Annotated in this window: 14 protein-coding genes; 8 read left to right on the top strand and 6 right to left on the bottom strand. The window is 63.4% G+C overall.

All coding sequences use genetic code 11. The features are described from left to right. Nucleotides 1-33 precede the first annotated feature (33 nt). On the top strand, nucleotides 34-1,068 hold the full coding sequence (locus tag NKJ67_RS06260; RefSeq protein WP_128287921.1) for an aldo/keto reductase: 1,035 nt from the start codon (nucleotides 34-36) through the stop codon (nucleotides 1,066-1,068). 226 nt (nucleotides 1,069-1,294) lie between these two features. Here NKJ67_RS06260 and NKJ67_RS06255 read toward each other — a convergent pair whose 3' ends face one another. Continuing rightward, nucleotides 1,295-1,567 carry an usg protein gene (locus NKJ67_RS06255; protein ID WP_013529022.1) on the bottom strand — a complete coding sequence of 91 codons (273 nt, stop codon included), beginning with the start codon at nucleotides 1,565-1,567 and terminating at the stop codon, nucleotides 1,295-1,297. Nucleotides 1,568-1,869: 302 nt separating this feature from the next. On the opposite strand from NKJ67_RS06255, the gene acs reads away from it, so the two are divergent. Then, nucleotides 1,870-3,825: an acetate--CoA ligase gene (gene acs, locus NKJ67_RS06250; RefSeq protein WP_352580830.1), complete on the top strand. Its 1,956-nt coding sequence runs from the start codon at nucleotides 1,870-1,872 to the stop codon at nucleotides 3,823-3,825. Beyond that, on the top strand, nucleotides 3,825-4,568 hold the full coding sequence (locus NKJ67_RS06245; RefSeq protein ID WP_128307915.1) for an MOSC domain-containing protein: 744 nt from the start codon (nucleotides 3,825-3,827) through the stop codon (nucleotides 4,566-4,568). Before acs ends, NKJ67_RS06245 begins: the two co-directional genes overlap by 1 nt. Nucleotide 4,569: 1 nt before the next feature. Here the strand turns inward: NKJ67_RS06245 and NKJ67_RS06240 are convergent, their stop codons facing one another. The 3 genes from NKJ67_RS06240 to NKJ67_RS06230 form a co-directional block, all read right to left on the bottom strand. Continuing rightward, on the bottom strand, nucleotides 4,570-5,838 hold the full coding sequence (locus tag NKJ67_RS06240; protein ID WP_128307916.1) for a class I SAM-dependent methyltransferase: 1,269 nt from the start codon (nucleotides 5,836-5,838) through the stop codon (nucleotides 4,570-4,572). A gap of 357 nt (nucleotides 5,839-6,195) precedes the next feature. After that, a complete protein-coding gene (locus NKJ67_RS06235; RefSeq protein ID WP_352580829.1) occupies nucleotides 6,196-7,671 on the bottom strand; it encodes a TadE/TadG family type IV pilus assembly protein in 1,476 nt (491 codons plus the stop codon). Nucleotides 7,672-8,011: 340 nt separating this feature from the next. Further along, complete coding sequence (locus tag NKJ67_RS06230) at nucleotides 8,012-8,881, bottom strand: transglutaminase-like domain-containing protein (protein WP_127269220.1); 870 nt, start codon at nucleotides 8,879-8,881, stop codon at nucleotides 8,012-8,014. A 171-nt stretch (nucleotides 8,882-9,052) separates the two neighbouring features. Here NKJ67_RS06230 and NKJ67_RS06225 point away from each other — a divergent pair, with 171 nt between their 5' ends. Continuing rightward, the gene (locus NKJ67_RS06225) at nucleotides 9,053-9,718 is read left to right on the top strand and encodes an HAD-IA family hydrolase (RefSeq protein ID WP_292337242.1); all 666 of its coding nucleotides are present in this window, start codon (nucleotides 9,053-9,055) and stop codon (nucleotides 9,716-9,718) included. 7 nt (nucleotides 9,719-9,725) lie between these two features. On the opposite strand, the gene NKJ67_RS06220 is transcribed toward NKJ67_RS06225, so the two are convergent. Further along, on the bottom strand, nucleotides 9,726-9,947 hold the full coding sequence (locus NKJ67_RS06220; RefSeq protein WP_352580828.1) for a DUF1674 domain-containing protein: 222 nt from the start codon (nucleotides 9,945-9,947) through the stop codon (nucleotides 9,726-9,728). A 119-nt stretch (nucleotides 9,948-10,066) separates the two neighbouring features. Here NKJ67_RS06220 and htpX point away from each other — a divergent pair, with 119 nt between their 5' ends. The 4 genes from htpX (at nucleotide 10,067) to purH (ending at nucleotide 16,252) form a co-directional block, all read left to right on the top strand. Beyond that, nucleotides 10,067-11,083 carry a zinc metalloprotease HtpX gene (gene htpX, locus NKJ67_RS06215; RefSeq protein WP_127271031.1) on the top strand — a complete coding sequence of 339 codons (1,017 nt, stop codon included), beginning with the start codon at nucleotides 10,067-10,069 and terminating at the stop codon, nucleotides 11,081-11,083. Then, nucleotides 11,041-12,468 carry an RsmB/NOP family class I SAM-dependent RNA methyltransferase gene (locus tag NKJ67_RS06210; RefSeq protein WP_502905177.1) on the top strand — a complete coding sequence of 476 codons (1,428 nt, stop codon included), beginning with the start codon at nucleotides 11,041-11,043 and terminating at the stop codon, nucleotides 12,466-12,468. Before htpX ends, NKJ67_RS06210 begins: the two co-directional genes overlap by 43 nt. 148 nt (nucleotides 12,469-12,616) lie before the next feature. Further along, nucleotides 12,617-14,341 (top strand): heparinase II/III family protein, encoded by a 1,725-nt coding sequence (locus NKJ67_RS06205; RefSeq protein ID WP_352580826.1) that lies wholly within the window; start codon nucleotides 12,617-12,619, stop codon nucleotides 14,339-14,341. Nucleotides 14,342-14,635: 294 nt separating this feature from the next. Beyond that, nucleotides 14,636-16,252 carry a bifunctional phosphoribosylaminoimidazolecarboxamide formyltransferase/IMP cyclohydrolase gene (gene purH / locus NKJ67_RS06200; RefSeq protein WP_352580825.1) on the top strand — a complete coding sequence of 539 codons (1,617 nt, stop codon included), beginning with the start codon at nucleotides 14,636-14,638 and terminating at the stop codon, nucleotides 16,250-16,252. A 169-nt stretch (nucleotides 16,253-16,421) separates the two neighbouring features. Here the strand turns inward: purH and NKJ67_RS06195 are convergent, their stop codons facing one another. Then, complete coding sequence (locus NKJ67_RS06195; protein WP_352580824.1) at nucleotides 16,422-17,798, bottom strand: MFS transporter; 1,377 nt, start codon at nucleotides 17,796-17,798, stop codon at nucleotides 16,422-16,424. Between the last annotated feature and the right edge of the window lie 113 nt (nucleotides 17,799-17,911).

Below are 17,911 nucleotides of genomic sequence, written 5' to 3'. Positions count from 1 at the left end.
AAACCCGCTTTCCACACCCCCAGGAGTAAAAAGATGGATTATCGACGTCTCGGTGCATCGGGCCTGAAAGTGCCCGCACTCTCATTCGGCGCGGGAACCTTTGGCGGTTCCGGCCCGCTGTTCGGCGCCTGGGGCAACAGCGACGCCAGGGAAGCGCGGCGGCTGATCGACATCTGCCTGGAGGCCGGCGTCAATTTGTTCGACACCGCCGACGTCTATTCGAACGGCGCCTCGGAAGAGGTGCTTGGCGAAGCGATAAAAGGCCGCCGCGATGCCGTCCTGATATCGACCAAGACCGCGCTGCCGATGGGCGACGGACCGGCTGACTATGGCTCTTCCCGGTCGCGGTTGATCAAGTCGGTGGACGCCGCGCTGAAGCGCCTCGGCACTGACTATATCGACCTGTTGCAACTGCATGCCTTCGACGCCGGCACGCCGATCGAGGAGGTTCTGTCGACGCTGGACGAACTCGTGCGCGCCGGCAAGCTGCGCTATGTCGGCGTCTCCAATTTCTCCGGCTGGCAAGTGATGAAGTCGTTGGCGCAAGCCGACAGCCAAGGCTATCCGCGCTATGTCGCCCATCAGGTCTACTACTCGCTGGTCGGCCGCGACTATGAATGGGAGCTGATGCCGCTTGGTCTCGACCAGGGCGTCGGCGCGCTGGTGTGGAGCCCGCTTGGCTGGGGCCGCCTGACCGGCAAGATCCGCCGTGGCCAGCCCTTGCCGGAACAGAGCCGGCTGCACGACACAGCTGATTTCGGCCCGCCGGTCGAGGACGAGCATCTCTACCGGGTGATGGATGCGCTCGATGCGGTGGCGCAGGAGACCGGCAAAACCGTGCCGCAGATCGCCATCAACTGGCTGCTGCAGCGCCCGACCGTGTCGTCGGTCATCATTGGCGCCCGCAACGAGGAACAGCTTCGCCAGAACCTCGGCGCCGTCGGCTGGACCTTGACGCCGGAGCAGATCGGGAAACTCGACGCCGCAAGCGAAGTCACCGCGCCCTACCCGTACTTCCCGTATCGGCGGCAGGAAGGCTTTGCCCGGTTGAACCCGCCGGCTGTTTGAGCTCCTGCAATTAGCGAGAGATTCGCGGGACAGCGCCCCCCTCTGCCCTGCCGGGCATCTCCCCCTCAAGGGGGGAGATTGGCAGTTTCACCCACCGCGCCATCTCTTTACGCTCGATATTGGCGAAAGCCGTCACAACATCCGATCTCCCCCCTTGAGGGGGAGATGTCCGGCAGGACAGAGGGGGGCGCCGTAGAGCGCCAACCTCAACGGCCGTGGACCGTCCCTAATGCAGCACGAACTCACCATCCACCTTGCGCCATTCATTCGGCGCGATCAGCTTCTGGTGGGTGTAGCTGATCGAATGCAGCGGCCCGTCCAGCTTGGCCTTCCAGAATTCGATGAACTTGATCAGCACCGGAAACTTCGGCGCCAGATCGTAGTCCTGCCAGATGAAGCTCTGCAGCAGATGCGGGTGATCGGGAAAGTGATAAAGAATCTTGGCCGTGGTCAAGCCATAGCCTTTGAGCATCAGGTCCATTTCGGCATGGTCGCGCATGACGGTCCCCAGGTTGATTCGCCTGTCCTCCCACGGCTGATTGTGCGCGCCGCTGATTAACCGTCTATTGATTTTTTCTTCATCTGAACCGGCTTTAGCATGCGAAAACGTGCAGTTAGCAGCGCACCTCTTCGAGTGCTGACAGCCTTGGAGAAGCCCCCTGCGGCATCCCGCCGCGCGAATCCAACGTCTAATGTTGCCGTAACGGCGGAACTGGTAATAATGCCGCCGAATTCGCGGCCGTGCCGCCGCGATCCCGCCGGCATTTCAAGCCGGCGATTGGTTCGGGAGGAAAGTCAGGAATGTCCGAGGTTCATGTCCATCGCGTCCAGCCGGCGTGGAAGAAAAACGCGCTGATCGACAATGACACCTACCTGAAATGGTATGCCGACAGCATCAAGAATCCGGACAAGTTCTGGGGCAAGCACGGCAAGCGCATCGACTGGTTCAAGCCCTTCAGCAAGGTCAAGAACACCTCCTTCGACGGCAAGGTCTCGATCAAATGGTTCGAGGACGGACTGACCAACGTTTCCTACAACTGCATCGACCGGCACCTGAAGAAGCGCGGCAACCAGACCGCCATCATCTGGGAAGGTGACAATCCCTACGACGACAAGAAGGTCACCTATAACGAGCTCTACGAGCATGTCTGCCGGCTCGCCAATGTGATGAAGAAACACGGCGTCAAGAAAGGCGACCGCGTCACCATCTACATGCCGATGATCCCGGAAGCCGCCTATGCGATGCTGGCCTGCACGCGTATCGGCGCCGTCCATTCGATCGTCTTCGGCGGTTTCTCGCCGGATGCGCTGGCCGGCCGCATCGACGACTGCAAGTCGACCTTCGTCATCACGGCTGATGAAGGCCTGCGCGGCGGCAAGCCCATCCCTTTGAAGGAAAACACCGACAAGGCGATCGAGATCGCCGCGAAAGCCGGAACGAAAGTCGAAAAGGTAGTGGTCGTGCGCCGCACCGGCGGCAAGACCGGCTGGGTTCCTGGCCGCGACGTCTGGTACCACGACGAGGTCGCGACGGTGAAAGCCGAATGCAAGCCCGAGAAGATGAAGGCCGAGGACCCGCTGTTCATCCTCTACACGTCGGGTTCGACCGGCAAGCCGAAGGGCGTGCTGCACACCACCGCCGGCTATCTCGTCTACGTCTCGATGACCCACCAATATGTCTTCGATTACCATGACGGCGACATCTACTGGTGCACCGCCGATGTCGGCTGGGTCACCGGCCACAGCTACATCGTCTACGGCCCGCTCGCCAACGGCGCCACCACGCTGATGTTCGAAGGCGTGCCGAATTATCCGTCGCAGTCGCGCTTCTGGGAAGTCATCGACAAGCACAAGGTCAACATCTTCTACACCGCGCCGACGGCGCTGCGCGCGCTGATGGGCGCCGGCGACGCGCATGTCGCCAAGACATCGCGCAAGTCGCTGCGCGTACTGGGTTCGGTCGGCGAGCCGATCAATCCGGAAGCCTGGGAGTGGTATTTCAACATCGTCGGCAACGGCAAGGTGCCGATCGTCGACACCTGGTGGCAGACCGAGACCGGCGGCATCCTGATCACACCGCTGCCCGGCGCCACCGACCTCAAGGCAGGATCGGCAACGCGACCCTTCTTCGGCGTCAAGCCGCAGCTGGTCGATGGCGAGGGCAAGGTGCTGGAAGGGGCGGCCGACGGCAATCTGTGCATCACCGATTCCTGGCCGGGCCAGATGCGCACCGTCTATGGCGACCACGACCGCTTCGTGCAGACCTATTTTTCGACCTATAAGGGCAAGTATTTCACCGGTGACGGCTGCCGCCGTGACGCCGACGGCTATTACTGGATCACCGGCCGCGTCGACGACGTCATCAACGTCTCCGGCCATCGCATGGGCACGGCCGAGGTCGAATCCGCACTGGTCAGCCACGACAAGGTTTCGGAAGCCGCCGTCGTCGGCTATCCGCACGACATCAAGGGACAGGGCATCTACTGCTACGTCACGCTGATGGCCGGCGAGCAGCCGAGCGAGGAGCTGCGCAAGGAGCTGGTCGCCCATGTCCGCAAGGAGATCGGCGCCATCGCTTCGCCCGACAAGCTCCAGTTCGCGCCCGGCCTGCCGAAGACGCGTTCCGGCAAGATCATGCGCCGCATCCTGCGTAAGATTGCCGAGGACGATTTTTCAGCGCTCGGCGATACCTCGACGCTCGCCGATCCGGCCGTCGTCGATGATTTGGTCGCCAACCGGCAAAACAAGAAGAGCTGATGCAGGCAGCGCTTGGCACTGTCAGTGAGCTTTGGCGCTATCCGGCGAGTTCGCTTGCCGGCGAGCGCCGGGAGACAATCTCGGTCGACATCGAGAGCATTAAGGGCGACCGCATGTTCGGCCTTGTCGACGCGTCCGACAATGAGATCGCGCGACCGGACCGCGACCCGAAATGGCACAAGGTGCCGCGCATCCGCACCCGGCTGTCGCCTGCCCTGGAACTCGAGATTGCCGTTCCCGATAGCGACTGGCTGGCTGCGCCAAGTATCGAGAGCGACCGCGCGGTATCGGCCTATCTCGGCTTCGAGGCCTCGATCCGGCCGTTTCGTCGCGAGAATGCCGCGCCTGGTTATTCCGGCCCGCTGACGGCGGAGCGTTATCGCAAGGCGCCGATCCATCTGTTGACCACCGCCTCGCTGGCACGCCTGAAGGCGTTGCATCCAGAGGGCGCCACCGACCCACGCCGCTTCCGCCCCAACATCGTCGTCGACATGGCGGCCATCGAAGGCTCGTTTCCCGAAACGGAATGGATCGGCCGCAAGCTTGCCATCGGCGACCTGTTGCTGACCATCTCGGAACCCTGCCGCCGCTGCGGTTTCACCATCATCGCCCAGGATGGCTTCGACCACGATCCGGCGATCCTGCGCAACCTGGTCCGCCATAACGCCCACAATCTCGGGGTCTATTGCACGGTCGACCGGCCGGCGCGCATCGAAACCGGCGACGCGATGCGCTTCCTGTAAGCTATCGATACAGATCCGCCCGCGTCGGCGGCAGGCCGCTTGGACCACGCGCGCGCTTGGTCACGACGGTCTGGAAAATCTGCGCCGAGGCGCGTTCGAAGGTGATCGAACAGCCCGTCAGGTAAAGCAGCCATAGCCGTGCCTTGGCTTCGCCCACCTCGGCGATTGCCTCGTCGAACCTTTCGTGCAGCCGCTCCGCCCACAGTCTGCAGGTGCGGGCATAGTGCTCGCGCAGGTTCTCGACATCGTAGACGAGAAAACCATGCGCCTCGAGATTGCCTGTTGTCATGCCGATCGTGTCGAGTTCGCCGCCGGGGAAAATGTATTTGAGCAGCGCCTTGTACTCCGGCCCCTTGCGCAGGGTCTTCTTCATGTCGCCCTTGCTGCGCCGGGTGATGGCGTGGTGCAGATAGATGCCGCCCGGCTTCAGCAGGCGATGAATGGTCTTGAAATAGGTGGCGTGGTTGGCGAGCCCGAGATGTTCGAACATGCCGATCGACGAGATCTTGTCGAACGAGCCGGTGAGTTCGGCATAGGATTTGATCTCGATGGTGATGCGGTCCTCCAGCCCTTCGGCGCGGATGCGTTCGCGGGCAAGATCGGTCTGCGCCTGCGACAGCGAGACACCGTGGCCGATAACACCATAGTTCTTCGCGGCATGGATGAGCATCGCTCCCCAGCCACAGCCGATGTCGAGGAGTCGTTCGCCAGGCTTCAGCCGGAGCTTGCGACAGATATGGTCGAGCTTGTCGATCTGCGCCTGGTCGATGCCATTGGCGAAATCCTTGAAGTATCCGCAGCTGTAGACCATGCGCTCGTCGAGGAAGAGCCGGTAGAAGGCGTTCGAAATGTCGTAGTGATGCAGGATCGCCTCCTGGCTCGAACCGCTGACATAGGGATTGCGCCCCGACAGATCGGTCCGCGCCGTCATCTGCTTGCGCGCCAAAAGCACGGAAGGCAGGTCGCGCAGGATCGCCATTTTCGGCAGCGATTTGAGCTTGGTTCTGAGCTTGCCTTGCGATGGCAGGGCGTAGAAGTCGAAAATCGTCCCGTCTTCGATATTGATCGTCTTGGAAATCCACATCTCGATCAGCGTCGACAAGGACGGTCGCTTCACCACCTGCCAGACGATGTCCTGGTCGTTGATGGTGAGCACCGGACCCGTGGCGGGGCCGATCCGCTCTCCGGTCCATAGCCTGACGGCAAACCCCGGTTTCAATGTTTCGATCACCGTTCGAACGATGCGAGCGGCCTTTTCGGCTGCCTCCATGCGATTCCTCCGAATGCTGGCCCCAGGCAGAAGTTTGCCCGGCCGGCCTGGCAACCGCAAGCCGGCTCGCACCAGGCCCGCCCGTAGGCTAATTTCAGACCCGCACCTTGTCTTTTGCTGCAATGCACCCCATCATGAGTATGTGTTCAACAAATCGAAAGGAGGTGATCCGATGTCGAGTGATTTCGTTTTCCAGAACGTGGCCTCAGCGGATTGCACTTTCGGGAAGCAGTCTTCCCGTTAAGGCGCGAAATGCGCGGCGGGTGACCCGATAGGTCGCCGCCAAGGCCGCGCCACGGACGGAAACACGGAAGGCCGCCGGCTTCGAAAGAAGCGGCGGCCTTTTCCGTTTGCGGACTACTGGGTCAATGCGACCTTTTCGGTGTTGCGAATGATCTCCTGAAAGGCGTCGTCCAATTCGGCTCCGGTGGACACGTCGAAGAAATGCCTCTTGGCGGCGGAGGTATCCTTCGACGAACAGTCCTTCAGCACCGCCTTTGCCTGATCCCGCTCGGTTGCCGACATGTCCTTGTCGTCCAGATCGAAGCCGATGGTGAAAATCTCGATGCCATCATTTTTCATGTTGTCGCACAACGTTTCGGCGTTGCCGCGCGCAAGGTTGCCCTGGCTGTTGTACCTGTCCCCAGCCCCGGCGAAGGCGGTATTGAACTGGCCATCGGTCATCAGGATCGCGACCTTGGCGATCTTCTTCGGATCGGCATCCGAGGCGCCTTTGCCGAGACCGGCGTTCCTGATTGCAGTGCGCCATTGCGGCGACAGCATATAATAGGTCCACTGAATGGCGATCGCGCCGGCCGTGTAGCCATCGGCCTGGAAGTCCTCGATCGATTCAAGCAATGCATCGGAGTCGGCGGTCAGCGGGATCACCTCCGCATCAGGGCACCTGTTCATACCTCCGCCGAGATGATCGTCCCGGTTGACCAGGGCATAGTATTTCTTGCCGTTCCTGTCGGTGCGAACAGTGTCTGGGCCGTCGGCACTCATATCCGCGTTGCCGTTCTTGCCCTTGCGCTCGGTGGCGCAATTGTCGGGGCGTGGCATCGCCGCGCCGACAATGGAGATGTAGTCGCTGAAGGACGGCAGCAGATTTTTGCCTGTCTTGGCGACGAGAAGCGGACTGCCGGCGACGGGTGGGAGCTCAGAGCTGCCTTGCTTCTCGGCATAGATGTTTTCCGCCAGCTTGCCGGCGTTGACGCCAGATGCATAAGGCACAATCGCTACGCGGATGCGGGGGTTCTGCGGATCCTGCTTCTGCAGCATCGTCAGAACAGCATTTTTTGCAGCAGCTTTCAGATCGCCGATCTTGTCGACCTTGCCGCGCTTGGCCATCGATCCCGTTATGTCGAGCATCATCGCCACTTCCACGGTCTTGTCCGAATAGAGCGCCGTTGTGGAAGCGGTGACGCGTTTCATGTCGCCCGTGCCGAAAATCGGAAAGTACAGCGCGACATCGATATGGGCGTCGGCCTGAACCGTCTTGGCAGTCCTGTTGACGATCAGCCTGTCGAGCACGATCTGGTCGGCCTGCAGAATGCCTGCCTGGCTGTTGGCGTCGAGAAAGGCCTGCACCGATGTGTCGGCATCGGCTTCGTTGGTGGCGCCGGTCGTCAGGTCGCGTGCCGTCGACGTGACCGCGGCGTCGACCACGCTCTGGAGGCTCGATCTGGCATTGTAGAGCTGCGATACGTTGACCGAGAAGCCCGCTGCCAGCGCCAAGACCGAGGCGCTAAGGCCGAACAGGACCGCGAAATTTCCACCGCGATCCCTGGCGAAGCCGCCGACCGCGTGAACAAGACCCCCGTAATTCCGCATCCTACAGCCTCCACTCGCCTCGGCCTCGTCGCCGCGGAAAGGGCAATGCAGGATTCCCGCCGGATGACGCCTTGGCCTGGCGGAGAGCTCGCCTTCCAACAGCAAGTCGTTGTTTTTGTTAAGTTTTGGAACCCACAAAGGTGAACGGTTGGTAAACGGGAATGCGCCGTGGCGCTCGCGTTTACCGGCCGCTTACCATGATCTGGCCCAAGGCATCGCGACGCCATCGACGGCGTCCTGTTGCGGCACAAGCTCACTGTGCCGAAGCGGACCATGTGTCCCGAAAGTTGCGCCTAGAAAGAACCTCGCTGCCACCCTGTCGCATCGGTAGGCGTCGCGATTACGCCAGCATCTGTGCGCTGACGGTCCTGTCGATGCCGTGGTAGGGCGGGTTGAACAGATTGCCTTCCTGTTCATAGGTCCACACCTTGAACAGGCTGAGCCGGTGGGGGCCGAAACTGTGCAGCAGCGGCACGTCGGTGGCGTCGCGGCCGCGGGCGATGACGATACGGCCGATTCTGGGCGTGTTGTGGCGAGGATCGAACGTGTACCATTTGCCATCGAGGAACACTTCCAGCCACGCCGAGAAGTCCATCGGCGCCGGATCGGCTGGCACGCCGATATCGCCGAGATAGCCGTTCACATAGCGTGCCGGAATATTCATGCAGCGGCAAAGCGTGATCGCCAGATGGGCGAAGTCGCGGCAAACCCCGACGCGCTCCTCATGCGCCTGAGCCGCGGTGCGGGTCGAGCGCGCATAGCCATAGCCGAACGACAGCCGGTTGTGGACATAGTCGACGATCGCCTGCACGCGCGCCCAGCCAGACGGGATGTCACCGAAGAGCTGCCAGGCCAGGCTGCTCAGATGATCCGTCTCGCAATAGCGGCTGCCGAGGAGATAACCGAGAACTTCGTCGGGCAGGTCCGCCACCGGCACTTCCCTGGCCAGTGTGTTTACCTCGTCCGTCTCGCCGCTGTCCTCTACGACCGCGTCGTACAGGATGCGAAAACCACCGGCGGGTGCTGTGAAACGCCGGCAGGCATTGCCATGCAGATCGTGGTACAGCCTTGTCGGCACCGCGGGCGAGGTCAGCACCCGCGTCTGCCGCTTGATGTCGCCCTGCCTGTCCCGATGGATCTCGAGCACTGAAATCACCGGCGTGGCGGCTACGCATTCGATGGCGATTTCGTAGCCGAGCCGGATCAGCACCGTTGGTCCCCCTTCGATCGTTGTTGTGAGAAGCAGTCCTTCCCAAACGCCCGGAGGATACCGTGGTTCCCTGGGCCGATCGAAAAGCACGCCCCCGTGTCTTCCCCTGCCGCAGTCGAGACGTTAGGTTCGGCCACCCGACCAAGCGCCTCCCCGGACTCAAGGAAAATCATGTATTCAGGCAGAAAATTCGCGGCCTTCCTCTTCGACATGGACGGCACGCTCATCAATTCCATCGCCTCGGCGGAACGGGTGTGGAGCAATTGGGCTCTCCGCCAGGGGCTCGACGTCGCCGCCTTCCTGCCGACGATCCATGGCGTGCGCGCGATCGAGACCATCACCGGCCTGGCACTGCCGGGCGTCGACCCGGCATACGAGGCTGATCTGCTGCTGAAGGCCGAGGCGGCCGATCTCGATGGCATTATCCAGATATCAGGCGCCGTGGCATTTCTCGATTCGCTGCCGCCCGAACGCTGGGCGATCGTCACCTCCGCCCCACGTGAGCTGGCGCTGTTGCGCATGAAGGCCGCCGGCATCCCCGTCCCGGCCGTCATCGTCGCGGCGGAAGATGTCTCCCGCGGCAAGCCGGCGCCCGATTGCTTCCGGCTTGGCGCGGAACGGCTCGGCTTCGACGCGCGCGATTGCCTCGTCTTCGAGGATGCTCCAGCTGGCATCGCGGCAGCCGAAGCGGCGGGCGCGGCGGTCATGGTCATCAGCGCCACGCACAAGCACCCCTTGCCAACGCAACATGCCGCGATCGCAGGCTACGACATGGTCGGCATCACCGTCGACGAGCGTGGCTGGATCGCGCTCGAGCCGCAGCGCAACGCCGCCTAGGCGGCATCTAGAAATCGCTGGTGAGGCCCTTTACCTCCCAGTCGCCGTAGCGCCCTGGCTCCTTGCCGCCGCGGCCGCCGATCTCCTTCGGCAGCACGGCCTCCTTTTCGCGGTAGTCTTCCCGCCGCGCTGCGGCCTCGGCCAACGCACGGCGTGCGGCCGGCGTTAGCTCTCTCTGCGATGCCGCTTCGGCAGAAGCGGCGCCTGTTTTACTGATTTCGTCGGTCATGCGATAATCTCGGCAGATTGAGCCCGGTCAATTGAAACAGGAACTGGCGTTTCCCATCATATAGCCATGAACGCACGACGATCGACCCCTTTTCGGTGCCATTTCGACAGGAGCAGACGATGAACACCATCCGCACCGCCATGCTTCTTGCCGCGATGACGGCGCTGTTCATGGGCGTCGGCTTTTTGATCGGCGGAACCGGCGGCATGATGATCGCCTTCCTGTTCGCGGCCGGCACCAATCTGTTCAGCTACTGGAATGCCGACAAGATGGTGCTGTCGATGAACCGTGCCGTCGAGGTCGACGAAAGGAACGCGCCCGAATATTACGCCATCGTCCAGGCAATGGCCAAACAGGCCGGCCTGCCGATGCCGAAGACCTATCTGATCGACAACCCGCAGCCGAACGCCTTTGCCACCGGCCGCAACCCGCAGAACGCGGCGGTTGCTGCCTCCACCGGCCTGTTGCAGGCGCTGACGCCTGAAGAGGTCGCAGCCGTCATGGCGCACGAGCTCGCCCATGTGCAGCACCGCGACACGCTCACCATGACGATCGTCGCCACCTTTGCCGGTGCCATCTCGATGCTCGGCAATTTCGCCTTCTTTTTCAGTGGCAATCGCGACAACAATCCATTCGGCTTTGTCGGCGTGCTGGCGGCGATGATCGTAGCGCCCTTTGCAGCGATGGTCGTGCAGATGGCGGTCAGCCGCACCCGCGAATACGAGGCCGACCGGCGTGGCGCTGAAATCTGTGGACACCCACTCTGGCTGGCATCGGCGCTTGACAAGATCGCCCGCGGCGCCGAACGCATCCGCAACCCCGATGCCGAGCGCAATCCCGCGACCGCGCATCTCTTCATCATCAATCCCCTTCACGGCGAGCGCATGGACAGCCTGTTCTCTACCCACCCCGCCACTGAGAACCGCATCGCAGCCTTGCAGGCGATGGCGCAGCAGATGCAAGGCGAAACCCAGGCCGCCCCGCGCCAGGCGTCGACGCCACGGCAGGCAGATCAACCGCGGCCATCCGGCCCGTGGGGCGAGGCAGCGCAGCCCGAGCAGCCGGCGGAGCCCGCCAAGCCCAAATCCAACCCATGGGGTCGCAATCCGACCGGGCCCAAGGGTCGGTGGTCGTGAGCGTGGCGGACAGAGGACCACGACGCACGGTTTCAGGTGATCAGGAACACAGGGACGGCGGCGACTTCGTTGCCGGGCTCGCCGCACGCAAGGCGGCGGCGCGCCTGCTTGCCGCCGTCATCGATGCCAGGACCCCGCTTGATGGGCTGACCGATCACGAAAACGGCCACCCGCAATACAAGGCGCTCGACTTGCGCGATCGCGGCCTTGTCCGCGCCATCCTGGTGACCGCGCTGCGCTATCGCATGACCATATCAGGGCTGCTGGCGCGGCGCCTGGAAAAGCCGCTGCCGCCTAATGCCACCGCTTTGTCGCACATATTGCATGTGGCGGCGGCACAGATCCTGTTCCTCGATATTCCCGACAGCGCCGCCGTCGACATTGCGGTGACCCATGCCAAGTCCGATCCGCGCACGGTGCGCTTCTCCGGCCTCGTCAATGGCGTGCTGCGCACACTGGCACGTGCCAAGGAAACGGAATTGCCTGCCGCCCTTGCCGCCACCGACGAAGCGCCAAAGTGGTTTTCCGATCGGCTGAAGACCACGTACGGCAACGAGAAGGCCGGACAGATCCTCGACGCGCATCGCGTTGAGGCGCCGGTCGACTTCTCGGTCAAGGCCGATCCCGGTCTCTGGGCCGAAAAACTTGGCGGTATCGTCCTGCCGACAGGCACGGTGCGAGTCGAGAATCTTGTCGGTCCTGTCACTGAATTGCCTGGCTTTGCCGAGGGCGCCTGGTGGGTCCAGGACGCCGCGGCCAGCCTGCCCGCCCGGCTGTTCGGCGATGTCACGGGATTGCGGGTTGCCGATCTCTGCGCCGCGCCCGGCGGCAAGACCGCGCAGCTGATCGTTGCCGGCGCGAAGGTCACCGCCGTCGACACCTCGAAAAACCGGCTCGTGCGGCTGACGCAGAATCTCGACCGTCTTGGCCTGTCCGCCGAAATCGTCCAGGCCGACCTGCTCAAATACGAGCCGAAGGACTTGTTCGACGCCGTGCTCCTCGACGCGCCCTGCTCATCGACCGGCACGGTGCGGCGGCATCCAGACGTGCCATGGACCAAGACTTCGGCCGATGTCGAAAAACTGGCCGACCTGCAACGCAGGCTGCTCGCCCGCGCCGTCACGCTGGTGAAGCCCGGCGGCAGGATCGTCTTTTCCAACTGTTCGCTCGATCCGCTCGAAGGCGAGGATCTCTATCGCGCCTTTCTGGCCGGCACGCCTGAAGTCACCAACGATCCGTTGCGGCAAGGCGAGATCGCCGGCATCGATCCGTTCCTGACGCCGCAAGGCACGCTGCGCACCACGCCCGCCGACCTGGAGCTCGGCGCGCCGGAACGCTCGGGCCTCGATGGTTTCTTCGCCGCTCGCATGCGGCGAGCCGGCTAGCGATTGAATTGCCCGGATTTACTGACTTTTAGGGGTAGGATCGGGGGCAAAGCCAGGTGAACCGGCGTGGGGTCGTGGAATTCGCCTTCGCACGAATCGTGCAATCATGTAGACTCGGCGCCGGGGTAGAGGACGATCAGGAGGGGTTTTGGCACTTGCTGCCAGCAGCACGACGCGTCTGTGGACGCTTGTCGCGAAGGAGTTCTGGCGCAAAACGCGCCGGCGCCTGCGCGCCGGGCCTATCTATCGCTGGCGCTATTCCGGCCGCACGCCGGAACGTGTGCTGATCGCGCCGCCGGACCTGCGCCTCGCCGACCCGCAGATCGCACTCGAGATCTATTACGGCCGCTATCCCCTGTCGGGGCATCTCGTCGAGACCGGCGGCAAGTCGCCTTTCCAGATCAGCGTGCCCAATCACGGCTGGCAGAAGACGCTGCACGGCTTTCGCTGGCTGCGCCATATGCGCGCCGCCGGCACCGAGCTTGCCGCCGCCAATGCCCGCGCCCTGGTCTCCGATTGGATCACCATGCATGGCAGCCATATTTCCGGCATCGCCTGGGAGCCCGGCACGACGGCCAAGCGCATCATCGCCTGGTTGCAGCACTCCTCGGTCGTATTGCAGGGCGCCGAGTTCCCTTTCTACCGCGCCTTCCTGAAATCGGTAGCCATCCAGATCCGCTACCTCAGGTCGATGGCGCGCGAAATGCCCGACGGCAAGGACAGGCTGCGGGCCCGCATCGCGCTCGCCTTCGCTGCCTTGTCCCTGCCGGCGCCGGCATCGGCGCTGCGTGGCGCGACCCGCAATCTTGCCGAGGAACTCGACCGCCAGATCCTCGCCGATGGCGGGCATATTTCGCGCAATCCGATGGTCGTCCTGGAAATTCTCGCCGACCTTCTGCCGCTGCGCCAGACCTATGCCAACCAGGCGGAAACGCCGCCGCAGGCGCTGATCGGCGCCATCGACCGCATGCTGCCGGCGCTGCGCTTCTTTCGCCATCAGGATGGCAGCCTCGCTCGCTTCAACGGCATGGGCGCCACCATCCACGACCGCATCGCCACCATTCTGCGCCACGACGACACCGCTGGCGCGCCGCTGCTGCATGCGCCGCATTCCGGCTATGAGCGCCTGTCGATGGGCGGCACCACGGTCATCGCCGACACCGGCCCGCCGCCGCCGGTCGATGTGTCCAACGCCGCACACGCCAGCTGCCTTGCCTTCGAACTGTCGTCCGGCCGCCAGCACTACATCGTCAATGCCGGCATCGACACCTATGGCGCGGCTGAATTCCGGCCGCTGGCGCGCGCCACCGCCGCGCACTCGACCGCCACCATCAACGACACCTCGTCGGCGCGCTTCAGCCATTCGCTGCGTGTCAACGACCTGCTCGGTTCGCCGCTGATCGGCGGCCCGCAGCATGTGCAGTGCAAGCGCACCGACCAGAAGGGCATCCAGGGCTTCATCGCCCGCCATGACGGCTATGTCCCTCGCTTCGGCTTCCTGCATGAGCGCGAGCTGAAGCTGTCGTCGAACGGCAATGTGCTGGCCGGCCGCGACCGCTTCCAGCGGCCCGGCAATGCAGCGATCCGCAACAATGGCCGCGACTTCGTCACCGTCCGCTTCCATGTCCACCCCGACATCAACCTTTTGCAGGACGAGCATGACCGCCTGGTGCTGGCCGCCGATCAGGCCGATACCTGGGTGTTCACAGCAGCCGAAGTGGTGCCGGAAGTCGAGGAATCGATCTATTTCGCCGGTCTTGGCGGCCCGCGCCGCAGCCGCCAGATCGTGCTTGCCTTCAAGGCCTCGGAAATCGCCGAAGTCCACTGGCAGCTGACGCGCACCAGCATCGCCGGTCATCCGGAAAACAACTGATCCTCCTGGCAGGGCTTCCAACGCAGGTTAACAGAAGGCCTGACGACAACCAGTTCGGCGGCATCGGCAGCTTGCGTCGGCAGCGATAGGAATTTTTTCTTGACTCGGTGACCTCAGCTATGGTATAAATTCGCCCATGGTGCTGATTTGCGCCAGTGACCCGCCACACAGGCGGGTTTTTCGTTTTAATACGGATTCGTTGCCTTGCCCCACCTGACCGCCGGTTTGATTTCCGGACGGCATGTGCTACGGGCGCGGGCATCCATCACACCAGTCGTGAAAGGCTGCCAGCCCATGGCCGTCGCCGCCAAGAACATTCCCGCACCAGACCTTGTTCCCGTGCGTCGCGCCCTGCTCTCCGTTTTCGACAAGACCGGCCTCATCGATTTCGCCAAAGCGCTGGCAGCCGCAGGCGTAGAGCTGGTCTCGACCGGCGGCACGGCAAAGGCGATCGCTGACGCGGGCCTTCCGGTGCGCGACGTCTCCGAGCTCACCGGTTTCCCCGAGATCATGGACGGCCGCGTCAAGACCTTGCATCCTGGGGTGCATGGCGCGCTGCTTGGCGTGCGCGACGATCCGGAGCATTCCGCGGCAATGCGCAAATACGGCATCGAGCCGATCGATCTCGTCGTCTCCAATCTCTATCCGTTCGAGGAGGTCCGCCGCTCCGGCGCCGACTACGCGTCGATCGTCGAAAACATCGACATTGGCGGGCCGGCGATGATCCGCGCCTCGGCCAAGAACCACGCCTATGTCGCCATCGTCACCGACCCCGGCGATTACGCCTCGGTGCTGAATGCGCTGGAGATGAACATCGGCTCGCTTTCGCTGGATTTCCGCAAGAAGCTGGCGGCCAAGGCCTTTGCCCGCACCGCCAGCTATGACGCGGCGATCTCCGGCTGGTTCGCCGAGGCGCTCGAGATCGAACATCCGACATGGCGCGCCTTTGGCGGCAGGTTGGTCGAGGTGATGCGCTATGGCGAGAACCCGCATCAGAGCGCCGGCTTCTACGTCAACGACGACAAGCGCCCGGGCGTCGCCACGGCGCGCCAGCTGCAGGGCAAGCAGCTATCCTACAACAACATCAACGACACCGACGCCGCCTTCGAACTGGTCGGCGAGTTCGACCCCGACCTTTCCGCCGCCGTCGCCATCATCAAGCACGCCAATCCGTGCGGCGTTGCCGAAGGCGACTCGCTGAAAGCCGCCTACGCCAAGGCGCTGGCCTGCGACCCGGTCTCGGCCTTCGGCGGCATCATCGCCGTCAACCGCACCCTCGACGCCGAGGCGGCGGAAGAGATCGTAAAAACCTTCACCGAGGTGATCATCGCGCCCGGCGCCACCGATGAGGCAGCGGCCATCGTGGCGGCGAAGAAGAACTTGCGCCTGCTGGTCACCGGTGGGCTGCCGGACCCGCGCACGCCGGGCACGACGGTCAAATCCGTAGCCGGCGGCCTGCTCGTCCAGGGCCGGGACAACGCCGTCGTCGACGACCTCGAATTGAAAGTGGTGACCACGCGGGCGCCGACGCCAGCCGAAATGGCCGACCTGAAATTCGCCTTCCGCATCGCCAAGCACGTCAAATCCAACGCCATCGTCTATGTCAGGGACGGCGCCACCGTCGGCATCGGCGCCGGCCAGATGAGCCGGGTCGATTCCTCACGCATCGCCGCCCGCAAGGCACTCGACGCCGCCGAGGCCGCCGGCCTCGCCGAACCGCTGACCAAGGGCTCGGTCGTCGCCTCCGACGCCTTCTTCCCCTTCGCCGATGGCTTGCTGTCGGCGATCGCCGCCGGCGCCACCGCCGTCATCCAGCCGGGCGGTTCGATGAACGACAAGGACGTCATCGCCGCTGCCGACGAGCACGGCATCGCCATGGTGTTTACGGGGATCAGGCATTTCCGGCATTGACGCACTTCTTCCTTCTCCCCTTGCGGGAGAAGGTGGATCGGCGCGTAGCGCCGAGACGGTTGAGGGGTGTCCAGCGAAGTGAGACGTTGGTGTTCCCTGGAACACCCCTCATCCGACCTCGCTTCGCGAGGCCACCTTCTCCCACAGGGAGAGAAGGAAAGAGGCGCTCCTATCCCACCGGCCGGTCCGCCGGATAGGGCGTCTTGACCAGGATCGCCATGCCGATGCCCAGGAACAGCACGATCACCGCCATACCGAGCCGCGCCGAGCCGCTGGCCAGGGTGACCGACGCGACCATGAACGGCGCCAGGAAACTGGTCGCCCGCCCGGCCAGCGCATAAATGCCGAAATAGCGGCCGGATTCTGCCGCCGTGACGCTGCGCGCCATATAGGATCGCGACGACGCCTGCACCGGCCCGAAGGCCACGCCGATCAACAGGCCGAAGAAGATGTAGGCTTTTTCCGCTGCCGTGCCGAACAGGCCGCCGCTGTCCGGTCCAGGCATCGTCCAGAGGCCGAACAACGTATAGCCCGGCCCGGTCGAGACGATGCCGATCGTGGCGATGCTGAGCAGGACCAGCGAGATCATGACGATGGTTTTTGAGCCAAGCGCCGTATCGAGACGGGCTGCAACCAGGCAGCCGAAGATGGCGACGACGTTGAGAATGATGCCGAAAATACCGATCTCGGTGATCGACCAGTGGAACATCGCAGCGGCGAAGGTGCCACCCAACGCCAGCAGCGCGTTGACGCCGTCCTGATAGATCATGCGGGCGACCAGGAAGCGGAAGATGCCGCTGCGCTTGCGCACCTCGCCCAGTGTCACTTTCAGCTCCGCCAACCCCTCTCGGACAGCCGGACCGATCGGCAGGCCCTTGATGGCGTCGGGGGTGAAAAAGAACATCGGCAGGATGAACAGGAAGTACCAGCCGGCTGACAAAGGCCCGGTTGCGCGCGCGTCCTCGCCGAGCTTCGGGTCGAGCCCGAAGAGCGGGTCGATGCCGATGATCGTCTTGCCGGTCTCAGGCGAACCGGCCAGGCAGGCGACGACGAAGACCAGCACGATCATGCCGCCGAGATAGCCAAGGCCCCAGGCCATGTTGGAAACCCGGCCGATCTCGCTCTTCGGCACCAGGCGCGGCATCATCGAATCGTTGAACACGGTCGAAAACTCCGCCGCCACCGACGCCAGCGAAAAGAACAGCACGACCAGGAAAAGGTTCGAACCGGGGGCCGCGAACCAAAGCATGCAAAGGCAGGTGATCTTGACCGCGGCAAAGAATGCGATCCACGGCTTGCGCGGTCCGGTCTGGTCGGCGATCGAGCCGAGGATCGGTGACAGCACTGCAATGACAAGGCCGGCTGCGGCAATGCCGTAGCCCCAGGCCGCCTGCCCGGTTTCCGGATCGCTCGCCATCCGCGACACGAAGTAAGGCCCGAAGATGAAGGTGGTGACGACGGTGAAGAACGGCTGCGCCGCCCAGTCGAACAACATCCATCCCCAGATGCCGCGCCCGGACGCACGCTGCACTGTTTCTACCGTCATGATGATCCCCCGGGCACCGTTCCGTATCGGGCGCCATGTCTGCATGTTTCATGCGCTCATGCAATGAACCAAGCTTGGTGCCGTCCCTTGCCCCTGCCGGGGCGTTCGTTGTT

The organism is Mesorhizobium sp. M0088, from assembly GCF_040322895.1.
Taxonomy (GTDB): domain Bacteria; phylum Pseudomonadota; class Alphaproteobacteria; order Rhizobiales; family Rhizobiaceae; genus Mesorhizobium.
This window is presented reverse-complemented; position numbering and strand designations above follow the sequence as displayed.